This is a genomic window from uncultured Desulfovibrio sp., assembly GCF_902477725.1.
Taxonomy (GTDB): Bacteria; Desulfobacterota; Desulfovibrionia; order Desulfovibrionales; family Desulfovibrionaceae; genus Desulfovibrio.
Genome location: NZ_CABSIF010000002.1, coordinates 1 through 14334 on the forward strand (window position 1 = coordinate 1; position 14334 = coordinate 14334).

9 protein-coding genes are annotated in these 14334 nt (G+C 56.8%); 2 read left to right on the plus strand and 7 right to left on the minus strand.

The window, feature by feature from the left end:
* Window positions 1–706: 706 nt before the first annotated feature.
* From RDK48_RS01520 to glpA, 4 genes are all read right to left on the minus strand, one after another.
* Window positions 707–1471 carry a class I SAM-dependent methyltransferase gene (locus RDK48_RS01520; RefSeq protein ID WP_298993273.1) on the minus strand — a complete coding sequence of 255 codons (765 nt, stop codon included), beginning with the start codon at window positions 1469–1471 and terminating at the stop codon, window positions 707–709.
* Window positions 1472–1653: 182 nt separating this feature from the next.
* Entirely contained in the window at window positions 1654–2865 is a 1212-nt protein-coding gene (locus RDK48_RS01525) for an anaerobic glycerol-3-phosphate dehydrogenase subunit C (protein WP_298993276.1), read from the minus strand.
* Window positions 2862–4151, minus strand: a complete 1290-nt coding sequence (gene glpB / locus RDK48_RS01530; protein ID WP_298993279.1) for an anaerobic glycerol-3-phosphate dehydrogenase subunit GlpB — start codon at window positions 4149–4151, stop codon at window positions 2862–2864. The genes RDK48_RS01525 and glpB overlap by 4 nt, the downstream gene beginning before the upstream one ends.
* Window positions 4135–5742, minus strand: coding sequence for an anaerobic glycerol-3-phosphate dehydrogenase subunit GlpA (gene glpA, locus RDK48_RS01535; RefSeq protein ID WP_298993282.1), 1608 nt, complete (start codon window positions 5740–5742; stop codon window positions 4135–4137). The genes glpB and glpA overlap by 17 nt, the downstream gene beginning before the upstream one ends.
* Window positions 5743–6025: 283 nt before the next feature.
* Between glpA and RDK48_RS01540 the strand changes: the two genes are divergently transcribed.
* On the plus strand, window positions 6026–6805 hold the full coding sequence (locus RDK48_RS01540; RefSeq protein ID WP_298993285.1) for an HAD-IIA family hydrolase: 780 nt from the start codon (window positions 6026–6028) through the stop codon (window positions 6803–6805).
* A 126-nt stretch (window positions 6806–6931) separates the two neighbouring features.
* Here the strand turns inward: RDK48_RS01540 and ggt are convergent, their stop codons facing one another.
* Both ggt and RDK48_RS01550 read right to left on the minus strand, forming a co-directional pair.
* The gene (ggt, locus tag RDK48_RS01545) at window positions 6932–8689 is read right to left on the minus strand and encodes a gamma-glutamyltransferase (protein WP_298993289.1); all 1758 of its coding nucleotides are present in this window, start codon (window positions 8687–8689) and stop codon (window positions 6932–6934) included.
* A gap of 350 nt (window positions 8690–9039) precedes the next feature.
* Window positions 9040–10848, minus strand: coding sequence for a methyl-accepting chemotaxis protein (locus tag RDK48_RS01550; protein ID WP_298993290.1), 1809 nt, complete (start codon window positions 10846–10848; stop codon window positions 9040–9042).
* A gap of 509 nt (window positions 10849–11357) precedes the next feature.
* Here RDK48_RS01550 and RDK48_RS01555 point away from each other — a divergent pair.
* Window positions 11358–12413: an NAD(P)-dependent alcohol dehydrogenase gene (locus RDK48_RS01555; RefSeq protein ID WP_298993293.1), complete on the plus strand. Its 1056-nt coding sequence runs from the start codon at window positions 11358–11360 to the stop codon at window positions 12411–12413.
* Between the two features lie 113 nt (window positions 12414–12526).
* On the opposite strand, the gene glpT is transcribed toward RDK48_RS01555, so the two are convergent.
* A complete protein-coding gene (gene glpT / locus RDK48_RS01560; protein WP_298993296.1) occupies window positions 12527–13870 on the minus strand; it encodes a glycerol-3-phosphate transporter in 1344 nt (447 codons plus the stop codon).
* Between the last annotated feature and the right edge of the window lie 464 nt (window positions 13871–14334).

A 14334-nucleotide genomic window follows, 5' to 3' on the forward strand; every position in this document is an offset into this window, starting at 1 on the left:
AATTTTATAATCTGCATGCACAATCAATACAAAATTGTTAAGATGGCCCACGGTGCATAAAAAACTGTCCTGCCGGTAACCTGCTTTAATGATAGATTTTTATTTGATGAAAAATTTCGGCCGTAAACCGACGATACAAATTTGTTTGAAATTGGGAACGTGTTGCAGAGAAATCACCATGCGTGAATGTGCGGAGACAGAATGGGCTGCATTTGGGGCCTATGGTGATGGACGCGGCAGTGGAAAACAGGCAGGGCAGTGATGGCTGCTCATGAACGCAGAAAGCCCGGCCCATCTGGTAAATGGGGCGGGGGCAGGGATTAATCGCAAAAAAAGCGGCAAATTGAGAGCAGTGTGAGGGGAGGATGGTGGCGGTTCAGGCAAGAACGTATCTGTTCGGCGGTTCTGCCAGTGGGGGAGGCAAAAGGGCTTATTCTTCAAGCATGCTCAGCCCTGCATGCCGCAAAGATATGTATGGCGGTGCCGGGAGAGCTTGATTCAAAATTGTATCAAAATAGGAATGGAGGCGCAAAAGCTGAAAAGTGTGAACACGCCAACCCGCGTAAGAGATACAGCGGGCAAGACCATGCGCACGGCTTATGCGTGGCATATGCGGCAGAAATGCAGGCAGTGGTTCGGCGGTGGGGATGGTAGTTTTACGCGCAGCCAGAAGTTTTTGAAGTATCTGCGCGGATCAGCGCCGTGGTCAGGATGTACGCCAGATGAGCATTTCAAGGGAATATTCCGTGCGTTCCACGTACTCCCCGTTCTGGTTGCGAAATCCCTCAAGATGCGCGGCCAGATACCCCATATCCGGCTCAGCGCCACGGGCGCGCAGGTTGGCGGCGCAGGCTCCCAGCAGCTTATCGCGGGTGTGCGGCACAACCCACTGGCCGTCAACGGGCAGCGCGGTGTACTGAATGCGGCGGCCCTCAAGCCATGCACGCATGTCGGGGGCATCGGCGAACTGCGGCGGCGTGATGCCGTAGTGCGTGTACAGCCCGGCCATGACATCCGAGGTTTTGCGCTCGGTAAATCCCATAAAGACCACCTGCTCCAGAGCGTAGTGCTGCAGCTTTTCGCGGGCGGCGTCATCGCTCAGGGCCGGGGTCATGGAAGCAAAAACAATCTGGAAGCGTTCCTCAAGGGCAAAGTGTTCCCAGTCTGAAAGCACGGGCCGGATGTTGGCAAGGCCCTGCGCGGCTGCATCCTGCATGAGGATGCGGAGCATTTCGTCAGATATATCCACGGCAGTGACCGATGCGGCCTCCTGCGCAAGGCGGATGGTGTACATGCCGCTGCCGCAGCCCACATCCAGAACCGTTTTGCCGCGAAAATCCACGCCGTTGTCACGCGCCAGCTGGAGCATGCGGCCTTCGTAGGTGTCGGCCCCGGTTTCATAGCGGGGAAAGGACTCGGCCCTGCTGTTCCAGAATTCTCTGGTGGTATTTTTTGCGCGGCTATCTGGCATGGAATATCCTCATGTGGCAGGTGGTGAACTGCCAGCACTGGGAGCAATACACGGAAATCATTCGTTTGAAGCCGCAGCCTACTTCTGATTTTCGGTCGTATTGTCTCTGCCAACACTCACGTGGCAGGCGGCGAACCGCCTGCCACGAGTTATAATCAGGAAGCGCTGCGTGGATCAGAAGCCTAGCGGGCTTCGAGCCGCTGCCGCAGAATGGTGACAGGGTGCAGGCTGAATTTGCCGGAACCGTGCGTGATCTGCACGCGGCAGGTGCCGCACTCGGAAACCGCCGCCTGCGCGCCGCTTTCGCGTACCTTGGCGAACAGTTCCGAGCCCACGGTCTGGGCAATGTCGTATTTTTCCTTTTTAAAGCCATAGCTGCCGGAAATGCCGCAGCAGCCTGCATCAGCATTTTCCACGGTTACGCCGTCAAGGCGGCGCAGCAGTTCCAGCCCCGGCAGGCCGTTGCCCTGTGCCCGCAGATGGCAGGGCGCGTGGTAGATCAGCTTGAGGTCGGGCAGGGTTTGCTGTTTGCCATCGGCCTTCAGCGAGAGGTCGCCGCTGTCCACAGCATCCAGCAGAAATTCCTGCGCGTCCGCAAGGCTGCATGCGCCGTACTTTTCCGCCACATCGGGGAAGTACTCCGGCAGATCTACCCGGAACATGAGGGCGCAACTGGGGCAGCCCGTCACCACGGGTAGCCCTGCATCGCGCCACTGGCCCAGAGCTTTCAGGTTATGTTCCGCATTGGAGCGGGCATGCTGCCAGAAGCCGTTGGCAACCATTGGCAGGCCGCAGCACACAAGTTCTTCGGGCACAATAACCTTGTAGCCCGCGCGGTTCATGGCCCATACCATATCAAGGCCGGTGCGCGGGTCGTACACGTCCACGTAGCAGCCGGGGTAGAAAACCACGCTGCGCTTGTGGTCGGGCTGGTGCACATGGCGCATGAGCTGGCGGAAGGTCTGGGGCGCAAAGGCGGGCAGGGGCGCGCGTTTGTCGATGCCCAGCGCATCCAGCACCGTGCGGGTAACGGGATTGAGCATGCCGAAGTTCTTGAGCGCCGCCGGAATGAGCCGCAACCACTTGGCCATAAGCTCGCCGTGACCAAGCACCCAGTCGCGCAGGCCGGGGGAGTGCTTCTTGAACTGGTCGGCTCTTGCCATCATGTTGAGGCTGGAAACCGGCACGCCGTGCGGGCACGAGATATCGCAGTTTTTGCAGTTGGCGCAGTAGTGCAGCGAGGGGTCTTCCGTCAGCCCGAGCAGGCGAAAGCGCTCATAGGCAGGGCCTATCATGCGCGGCCCCAGAAACTTGGGGGTCGCATCCGCCACGGGGCAGTGCACCACGCAGGTGGTGCAGGCTATGCATTTGTCTGGATTGATGTGCACGCTCATTGGTTTTCCCCGGCAGCGGCGGCAGCGGCGGCCATAAGGCCCGCCTGCCAGCCCGTGGCGATGGCAACGCCGTGACCGCTTTTTTCTGTTGCGTAATCATATCCGCCAAGGCTGCGCCCGGCGAAAAAGACGTTTTGCCAGCGCACTACGGCGGCATCGTCAACAGGGCGCATGGTGCGGTCAACGCGCACACCCATGCGCGAGAACAGATGGTTGCCAAAAATCTTCGGCTCTGACCACTGCGAAACATCCTGAGGCACGGTGATGTCGATGCCGAACACGGAATCCCAGCACTGGCCGGGTTCAAGCGTCATGCCGCCGCCAAGGATGCCGCCGGTGGCGGTTACAAAGGCGCGGGCGGCGTGGTGGCGTTCCTGCCCGGAGGCCTCGACCACCAACGCTGTGCATGTTTTGCCGCTTGTTTCGGCGCGCAGCGCAGTGCAGTTTTCCACCAGTTCAAAGTTGTGCTTGTGCAGGGCCTGCAACAGGGCATCACGCAGACGCAGGCCGCCAACCCCCGGAGGGATGGACAGCATTTCCACCACCGGGCAGCCCGCAGCGGCATTGACCGCCTGCCAGATTTCCGGATTGGCCTTGCTGCCGCAGAGCGGCGGGATAAGGATGAGGTCGTATTTTCCGGCATGCGGGGCTAGTGCATCCAGCAGCCAGCGGCGGCTGTGCGGCTTGTCCGCCATGCGGGCCAGATCAAGCGCCGATATGGCGCGGTGGGTTTCGCCAAAGGGCGAGGGCAAAAGCCCCTGGGTGAATTCCTTGTCGGCCCAGCTTTTGTAGCGCCGCAACTGGCTGACCACCAGGGAGGGACGGCAATCGCGCAGGCCCTGCACGCTCAGCACCAGCACCTTTTTGGCGCTGGCGAGCGCCTCGGTGTGCAGGCTGGCTGGCAGCAGATAGGTGGGCTTGAGGGTTCCCATGATGGTGGGCAGCTGGGTGTTGCACGGCGTGCCGTCCTGCGAGAGGGCGGGGCGCATGGGCCAGTGCTGGCCTTCCATCACATTTGCAAAGAACTGAAAGGCCGAGCGGACGCTTTCTGCCCCAAGCAGGCTGTAGGGATGGTCTTCAGGCAGCATTGCCAGTGCCTGCCACGGGTCGGCGGCAAATCTGCCGTCCGCATAGCCAAGAAAATCCACCGAGCCGCCGCTGATAGCCAGCGAACCCATGCCCGTGGTGAGCAGCCGTACGCTGCGGCCCTGATCCGCTGCGGCAAGGGCGGCCACAAGGCCCGCCATGCCGCAGCCGACCACCAGTACGTCAACAATCCTGCTCATGGGCGGCTCCATCAAGATTGAGTGTTCCCGCGTATACGGCGCGGCCAAGTTCCATTTCACGCGCCTGCATGCCCCACAGGGCAGGGCGCAGACCGCCCCAGCGCTCCTGAAGGAAGCGTCGCACGTTGTCGGTAGCTGAAAATTCGAGGGGAATGTCGTGTTCGGAAAGCGCGGCAACTGCCCGTAAGGAGCAGAACGTTCCCTGGCAGGTGCCCATGCCCAGGCGTGTGCGCAGGCGGATATCCGTAAGCGAATGGGTGGAGGCATCGCGCGCCACGCATTCAATTTCCGCCATGCTGACCATTTCGCATTCGCAGAGCAGGGGGTTGGAATCGGCCTTTTCCGCGCGTTCAATCACAGGGGTCAGGTCATCGCCCATGCGGTCAGCCATAAGCTGGATGCCCTGCACGGGAAAGTACTTGGCAGCGCGGGAAAGCGTGGCCTCGTCCGGATCCGGCACAATGGCTTCTTCAGCGGTGCGGCAGGGGGCGGTAACGCCAAGCTTGGCGCAAACCTTGTCTGCGGTGCGTTCTCCCATGAGGCGGTAGGTGGTCAGCTTGCCGCCGAAAATGGAAACCATGCCGTCAAGGCCCTGCTCGGCGTGGTCCATAACATGGAAGTTGCGGCTGGCCTTGCGCCCGGCGGCATTGCCCGGCGTGTAGAGGGGGCGTGTGCCCGCAAATGCGCGCAAAATTCGGTAGCTGCGCACATCGGGAAACAGCGGCTCACCGATTTTGAGCAGGCGCAACACTTCCTCGCTGGTGGGGGTCGTGTCGTCCGGCCTGTCGGTGGGTATGGACGTGGTGCCAAGAATGGTGATGGAGCCGTGCGGCACAAAAATGTCGCCGTCCGAGCCGGGGTGCAGGCGGTTGACCACGCGCGAAGTGAAGCGGTGGTTAAAGACCACAAGCGTACCGCGATCGGGCGAAACCGCCACATCAAGTCCGGCCAGGGCCGCAATGCGGCCAGACCACGAGCCAGCGGCGTTGACAACGACAGCACAGGCAATCTCAATGGTTTCGCCCGTATTTTTGTTGATGGCCGTGACGCCGCAGACCTTGCCGTTCTTCTGGCAGATGCCGGTCACTTCATGGTAGGTGAGCATCTGCCCGCCGTGGCGCCTGGCCGACATGGCGTTGTGCAGCACCAGCCGGAAGCCGTCCACGCAGGAATCAGGCACACGGAAAACGCGTTTGACCTCGGGCGACATGTTGGGTTCAAGCCGCAGGGCTTCCTTGACGTCAATTTCAGGGGCATCAATGCCCGCGCGGCCACAGGCCTCAACCCATCGATCCACGTAGGCGGGGTCGTCCTCGGGCGTGAGCGCAAAAAAACCTTCGGTTTGTTCCACGCACTGCCTGCCAATGCGCCGCACGATCATGTTTTCTTCAATACATTCACGCGCGGATTCATTATCCCCCACAGCGTAACGGCCGCCGCTGTGCAGCAGGCCATGAAAGCGCGAGCTTGTGCCGTGGGCCAGGCCGCCCTGTTCGAGCAATATGGCAGGAACGCCGCGCATGCAAAGATCGCGCAGGGTTCCTATGCCTGTTGCGCCGCCGCCGATGACGACAACAGTAGTTTCAAGCATGGTTTCTCCAGTGGAGCAAATTGTCGGAATCGTCCTGAAGCATGCAGACGCTGTCAGATGTCGCGCCTGCGGGGCCGAAAAACAACGGCGCATCTACGCAACAAGATTGAAGGGCCGGATCGGTTGGATAATTGCTGCGGTTATGCTCAGGATGATTGTTGATACCGTATGGTTATCAATTTGTGTAGTTGCGTCAAGATTGAATACAAGAGAATGTTGCGGTAGCGCTTGCCAGAGTGGGCAATGCCGCATAATGAAAGCAAAAAACTTGAGGATTGCATATATGGATTGGTCAAAAAAGCGTTGCGTTGTGCTTGATATGGACGGCACCGTCTACCTCGGTCATATCCCCATTGATGGGGCCGTGGGCTTTATTCAGCGGCACTGGAACAGTCTGGATTTTTATTTTCTGAGCAATAATACTTCCAAATCGCCCCTCACCTATGTGGATAAGCTCAACGGTATGGGCATTGCTGCGCGCGAAGACCTGCTGCTCTCGCCCGTGACGCCTCTGGTGGATTTTTTGCGCGCCAATGGCATTTTGCGCGTTTTCCCCGTGGGCAATGCCGATTTTCAGCATGATCTGCTCAAGCGCATGCCTGAGCTGCAACTGGTGGAAGAAGGCGCGCATGCCGTGGTGCTGGCCTACGATACGGAGCTCACCTACCACAAGCTTGCCCGTTCTGCCGTGCTGTTGCAGGACAGTTCGGTGCTCTTTCTCGCCACGCACCCCGACTTGGTATGCCCCTCGCCCGAAGGCCCGCTGCCGGATGTGGGCAGTTTCATCAGCCTGTACGCCACGGCCACGGGCAGAAAGCCGCAGCATATTTTTGGCAAGCCCGACCCAGCCGTGCTCGCGCCATTGCTGGCGCGCTACCGCAAGGAAGAAATGGTCATGGTGGGCGACCGCCTGAGCACGGACATGCAGCTTGCGCGCAATGCGGGCATTGATTCCATTCTGGTGCTCAGCGGCGAAGCCACGCGCGCCGATCTTGCCAGGGAGGAACATCAGCCGACCCTGGTGCTTGAAGACCTGGGCCACGCAGATAAAGACTGGGCATAAAGCCCAGCCTGGCCGTTATCGACAATAAAAAACACCCGCTGTGGCCGAAAGACCAGAGCGGGTGTTTTTTTGTCAGAGCTTGCGGCCCCACATGCTGCTGGGTCCGAAGCTTGTCTTTACGTCAGTCTAGTAGGCCACGGCAGCGCCGTCACCGCGCGGATCCGTACCGCCCTGACGCACGCCGGTGGCCTGATCCACAAGGATCGCGCCAGCATGGCCCATGGTGTCGGTGTAGTTTTCAATCAGGCGCACAGGATGCCCGCGCCGCTTGAGTTCGTCCGCCACCTTTTGGGAAATGCGGCCTTCAAGCTTGAGGTCGTTGGAAGAAGCGCCCCAGGTGCGGCCATAAAGCCAGCGGGGAGCGGCAATGGCCTCTTGCGGGGTCATGCCAAAGTCCACCACGCGGGTAACGATGGCGGCCTGGGTCTGGGGCTGGCCTTCGCCGCCCATGGTGCCGTACACAAGGTAGGGCTTGCCGTCCTTGAGCAGCATGGCCGGGTTCAGCGTGTGGAAGGTGCGCTTGTGCGGCTCAAGATGGTTCACGTGCTTGGGATCAAGGGAGAAGAAGCTGCCCCGGTTTTGCAGCAGCACGCCGGTGCCGCCCGCCACGATGCCGGAACCAAAATCGTGATAAATGCTCTGGATAAGTGAAACCGCGTTGCCCTGCGCATCCACAACGCCAAGCCAGATGGTGTCGCCCTTGGGATCAAGGGGCGTAAGGTTTGTGGCCGCCTTGCTCATGTTGATGCGCGCGGCCTGATCCTTGCCATGCTTGGCAGAAAGCAGATAGTCGAGCGGAATTTTTACAAAATCAGGGTCAGAGAGGTACTTGTCGCGGTCGACAAAGGCTTCCTTGGTGGCTTCGATCAGGGCGTGGTAGTAATCCGCAGTGCCTTCGCCCATGGCCTTGATATTGAAGTTGTTGAGGATGTTCAGAATTTCAAGGGAGGCCATGCCCTGCGTGTTGGGCGGGAAGTTCACAGCCTTGTAGCCCCGGTAATTGACCGAAATGGGGTCAACCCAATCGGCCTTGTGGTTGGCAAAGTCGTTGAGGGTCAGCAGGCCGCCGTTGGCTTGCAGGTCGGCCACAATACGCTTGGCGATGTCGCCCTTGTAAAAGATCTGCGCGCCTTTGTCCGCAAGTTGATTCAGCGTGGCGGCCAGATCGGGCAGGCGCATGACTTGGCCCACGGTGTAGGGGCTGCCGTCCGCATGCAGGTAAGCTTTGCGGAAGGCGTCAAAGCGTTGCAGGTTGCGGAATTCCGAATCATTGGGATTGGTGTTGATCTTGCTCCAGTAAGCCAGCGAGGTGCTCACGGGAAAGCCGTTGGCGGCATAGTCGGTGGCGGAAGCGAGCAGCTCCTTCCACTTCATTTTGCTGCCCATGCTCTGCTTGCTGTAGGCATAGGCAGCATCCCAGCCGGAAACCACGCCGGGCACGGTGTTGGCCGCAATGTAGCCTCGGGAGGGGATTTTTTTCAGCCCTTTGGAGGCATAAAAGTCAATGGTAGCCATTTCGCCCGAGCGGCCACTGGCGTTGAGCGCCTTCAGCTCGCCGGTTTTGGCATTGTAAATGAGCCAGAAGTTGTCGCCGCCCAGGGTGCACATCTGCGGATACACAACCGCAAGGGTGGAGGCGGTGGCAATGGCCGCGTCTACGGCCGTGCCGCCGCGCCGCAGCACGTCCAGCCCGGCCTGCGAAGCCAGGTAATTGGGGCTGGTAACAACGCCCCTGGTGCTCAGGGGGTTGGTGGCGGCGGAAATGGTCGCAGTGTACTGGGGCTCATCCTGCGCCTTGACTGTCGCGGTGGGCAGTAACAGGCCGCATGCCATGAGAACAGGCAGGGTTTTACGGCTGACCAGAGAGAGAAAATTCATGGACATCAGATTCTCCTTTCAGAAATGCTAAAGGCAATGAAACCGGCCATGTATATGCACCATCTGTTCCAAAGAGAATGATAAGGCATTTAAATATATTGAATTTTTTAACGGGTGCAATCTGGCGCATTTTTGTTCCCTTCTCGGGTGGTTGGGCCAATTTTGTAACAAGTTGCAGATTGCACGGTAAAATCATAGACCCGCCCCGGACAATCGTGGGCGACAATGTGTCTGTACAGCAGGCGTTACGGAAATTTTCACGCTGCCGCTGTGTATTTGTTTATCATACTCTGGAGGAAGGATGGCGCTGTGCAGCAGGGCGCTTCACCTTGGCGAAGCGCCCTGAACTTGCCGCATTATTTGGTATTTTTCAGTTCCGTGACCATGTTGTTGAGTTTTTTGGCCTCATCGGCAAGGGCGGCAACCGCTCGGGCCGATGTGTGCATGATGGCCGCGGTTTCTGCCGCAATGGAGCTGACCTGGGTTACTGTCTGCGTGATGGACTCGGTTGCGGCGGACTGTTCTTCTGACGAAGTGGCAATGCCGCGCACCTGATCAACGGTCTGATCCACCATACCCACGATTTCGCGCAGGGCTTCGCCGGATTTTTGCGAAAGAGTGGTGGCGCTTTCCACGTTGCCAGCAGTCACGTCAACCTGACGGATGCTGGAATCCACGCTCTTCTGGATTGCGCCTATGGCATTGCCCACATCACTGGTGGAGCTCATGGTTTTTTCCGCCAGTTTGCGCACTTCATCGGCCACAACGGCAAAGCCGCGTCCGGCTTCTCCGGCGCGCGCCGCTTCAATGGCGGCGTTGAGGGCCAGCAGATTGGTCTGGTCTGCAATGTCGGAAATAACGCCCATAATTTGCGAAATAGCCCCCGCATGCTCGGCAAGCTTGGTCATTTCGTCTTTGAGCACAAGGGCATCCTTTTGCACATTGCCAATGGCCTGCACGGACTGGAACACAACTTCCGCGCCTTCCGCAGCTCGCTGGCGCATGCTGGTGGAAAGATCCGCCGTGGCCGAGGCGTTTTTGGCAACCTCTATGACCGTGCAGTTCATCTGTTCAACCGCCGTGGCGGCTTCTGTGGTGCGCGCGGCCTGCGTGGTGGCCCCTTGCTCGGCCTGTGCGATATTGCCGGAAATTTCTGTCGAAATACTGGTTATGGCCGTCACCACCTGTTCCAGATGCTTGGCGGCGCTCAACATGCCTTCGCTGCGGGCGCGGTGCGCTTCCTCAGTCAGGCGTTCGGCCTCGGCAACGGCTTCGAGGGCCTTTGCCGCGCTCTGTTCGGCCTCGCGGGTTTTTTCTTCAGAGATTGCCAGTGATTTTTTTACGTTGGCGGTCATCTCGGACATGCAGCGTTCAAGAACCGTAATTTCGTCCTTGCCAGTCGCTGTGATGTTAACGTCCATGTCGCCGTTGGATATGCGCTGTGCAGCTTCACGCGCGTCCTTGATGGGCAGCAGGATGGAGCGGGTAATTAGCAGCATGAACGGAATGTATAAAAGCACAACGCAGCAGGCCACCGCGATGAGAATTTGTTTAAGATTGGCGTTAATGGCATCGCTGATCTGCCCAGCGATTTCATTTTTGACCTGTTCCACATTGTCGATGTAAACGCCAGCGCCGACCCACAGGCTCGTGCCGGGCACCTGCGCGCCATAGGCGATTTTTGACTGGGTGCCGCCGCCGGGCTTGTTGAAGACAAAGGTCACAAAACCGCCGCCTTCCGCCGCCTTTTTGGCAAGCTCCGCGTTGAAGCGGACGCCGTTTTTGTCAACGGAATTGCCAAGATCCTTGCCCACAAGATCAGGGAAAACGTGAGCAACAACAATGCCGCCGTCATATACAAAGAAGTAGCCGGAGCTGTCTTTTTCGTAACGGGCTTTTTTTATGGCGCTAGCAATAATGGCATTTCGCTTGGTTATGTCGGTAATGCCGCTGATCTGCTCGCCAATGCTGTTTGCCATGGTGGTTGAGAGATCTCGGATGCGTTGTTTCTGACCTTCATAAAACATTTCGCCCACTTTCTGGGCGGAAAGCTCGGTGGCGGAGTTGGAGATGTGGATCAGGGAGTACACCAGCCCGCCAACAATAATCAGAGTAAAAATCAAGATCATGAACATACGATACGAGATCGTGAACATCCTGAACATGCATACCTCCAATACCATTTACTGTTGAAGCAAATCAGCTGCGCCAACCTTTGGATCGGCCTAATGGTTCAGTCTGTAGATAAAATTTCCTGCTGCATTTTCGCATTGATACTAATTAGCGTATCGTTCGTTGTATATATAACTTTATGCTTTGAATAAAAATCCTTTGTTACAAGAAAACGACAATTTTTTATTGTCGGGCAGTATTTTAATGCATGCCGGTTGAATTGTTCAAAAAAAAGATGACAGAGCATTAAAGACAATAACCATGCGTTAATTTTCGCAGAAGGTTGGGTTTGCTGGGTGGTTTCTCCAGATGACGGCATCATCGCGGGTGTTGGCTTAAAAAAATGGCCAATGTCAGGCTGCATTGTGGAGTAAATAAGCTATATTTGTATGATATTATTTTGTGAAAAAAATCACTTTACTCCTGCTTCGGTACATCCTAGGGTGAATGCACAACCAGTTGTGCTGGCTGTCGCAGTTACCCAAAAGACAGGAGAAGAAAAATGAAAGGTTTTGCAATGCTTGGCCTGAACAAGATCGGCTGGATAGAAAAAGAAAAGCCCCAGTGCGGCCCGCTGGATGCCCTTGTTCAACCCGTGGCGGTAGCTCCTTGCACTTCAGATGTCCACACGGTTTGGGAGGGCGCGCTGGGTGATCGGCACGACATGATTCTGGGACACGAGGCGGTTGGCAAAGTTGTGGAAGTCGGTTCCCTGGTGCGTTGTTTCAAACCCGGGGACAAGGTCATCGTGCCCGCAATTACGCCAGACTGGAATTCGCTTGAGGCGCAGGCCGGATATTCCATGCATTCTGGTGGCATGCTCGCGGGCTGGAAGTTTTCCAATTTCAAGGACGGCGTGTTCGGCGAGCTTTTTCACGTTAACGATGCGGACGGCAACCTGGCTTTGCTGCCGCCCTCCATTGACCCTGCCGAGGCCGTGATGCTGAGCGATATGGTTCCCACCGGCTTTCATGGCGCGGAACTCGCAGACGTGCAATACGGTGATTCCGTGCTGGTGGTGGGCATTGGCCCTGTGGGTCTGATGGCGGTTGCGGGCGCTGCCCTGCGCGGCGCTGGCGAAATTTTAGCTGTTGGCTCCCGGCCCCTGTGCGCACAGGTTGCCCGTGAATACGGCGCAACAGCCATCATCAATTACCGCGATGGCGACATTGTCAGCCAGGTAATGGACCGCACCAAGGGCAAGGGAGTGGACAAGGCCATCATTGCCGGGGGCGATGTGGACACCTTTGCGGAGGTCATACGTGTGCTCAAGCCCGGCGGGCGCATCGGCAACGTGAACTATCTGGGATCCGGCGATTTCATCAAAATCCCGCGCATCGAGTGGGGGTGCGGCATGGGCCACAAGATCGTGGCGGGGGGGCTGATGCCCGGCGGCAGGCTGCGCATGGAAAAGCTGGCAAGTCTGCTGGTTCACGGGCGGTTGAGCGTTGCGCCCCTGCTGACCCACAGATTCAAGGGATTTGAGAATATTGAAAGCGCCTTGCTCTTGATGAAGGACAAGCCGCGCGACCTGATCAAGCCCGTTGTGGTGGTCTAGCACTCAGCTGCGATGTAACTTGCCGGCCCAGAGTAAGCCCCGGCAGGCGTCAAACAAAACCTCCCGGCATGCCACTGGTATGCCGGGAGGTTTTGTTATCCTGATAAAAGTCGCTAGGCCTGTGCGGCCTTCTGCGAATTTCTCAGCGACATGCCGGTCATAAAGAACAGCACAATGGAAAGAAGGCAGGCGACGGTCATGAGCATGAATCCGCCGTCCCAGCCGAAATGGTCAACCGTATAGCCCACAATGGCGTTGGCTGCCACCGTGCCGCCAAGGTAACCGAAAAGGCCGGTAAAGCCAGCGGCAGTGCCAGCAGCCTTTTTGGGTACCAGCTCCAGCGCATACAGGCCAATCAGCATGACAGGCCCGTAAATGAGAAAGCCAATGGCAATCAGGGTGATCATGTCCACCGTGGGGTTGCCAGCGGGGTTTTTCCAGTAAATCACGGTGGCAATGGTCACCAGAATCATGAAGACAATGCCGGTGGTGGCGCGGTTGCCCTTGAAAATTTTGTCCGAAACCCAGCCGCACAGCAGCGTGCCTGGAATGCCGGAGAATTCGTACAGAAAGTACGCCCAGGAAGACTTGGAAAGGCTGAATGCCTTAACTTCCTTGAGGTAGGTGGGCGCCCAGTCAAGGATGCCGTAGCGCAGCAGGTACACGAAAATATTGGCAAAAGCTATGTACCACAGCAGTTTGTTGGGCAGGATGTAGAGCTTGAAAATCTCTTTTGCGGTGAGCTCGGTTTCCTGTTTGTCGCTGTAGGATTCAGGGTAGTCGTTCTTGTATTTTTCAACAGGCGGCAAACCGCAGGATTGCGGCGTATCGCGCATGGTCACCAAGGCAAAAATGGCGATCAGCACTGCGCCGAAGGCGGGCATATAAAAGGCCGAACGCCAGTCGCTGAACAGCATCATGCCCAGCAAAAAGAGGGGGCTGACGAGGCCGCCGCCCACGTTGTGGGCGCAGTTCCATACGGAAACAACGGCGCCACGTTCAGAGTGCGACCACCAGTGGACCATGGTGCGGCCGCAAGGGGGCCAGCCCATACCCTGAAACCAGCCGCTCAGGAACAGAAGCGCAAACATGACCGGCACACTGGATGTCGCCCACGGTACAAAGCCCATGAGCAGAGAAATGGCGGCTGACAATATAAGGCCAAGAGGCAGGAACAGGCGGGGATTGGATCGGTCGGACACCACGCCCATCAGGAATTTTGAAAAGCCGTAGGCAATAGCCACCGCCGACATGGCAACACCCAGATCACCACGGCTGAAACCTTGTTCAATCAGAAAGGGCACGGCCAGGGAAAAGTTTTTGCGAATCAGGTAAAATCCGGCGTAACCAATAAAAATGCCCATAAAAATTTGCCAGCGCAAGCGCTTGTACAAGGCAGACTGCTTCTCAACAGGGATTTCGTCAATGTGAGGTGCTGGTTTTAAAATGCCGACCATGGTGTTCTCGTTGGTCTGAAGGTTACAGGGTAACAGTACTTGCCAATTGCAAAAAAAATCCCATAATCAGCTTTTTCGCGTTGTTACGTCGTGGGTTATGAGCAGAACAGCTTGGGGCAAGTTCTCTGCAAAACGCAAAAATGGATCAGGGCGGTGGGATTTTACATGAGGTGAGGGAATAAATTCAATGGCTGGCCTGAAAAAATAAATATAAAGCATATCGTTATGTTAAAATTTTAGTGTTTTAAGACATACCTCAAAAAACGAACTAAACACGTATGAATATCCATCCATTTATTCATTGCATATGTATATTTGAATTAATAATTTTTAGTTTTATTTTATTTGAGAATCAAGATACTACAGTTTTTTTTGATATGGATATTTTTTATATGCATGAATATAAAAATGAAGCTTGATTTTTAGTTTTTTTATTCAAAATTAAGTTAGTTGTGATCATAAAG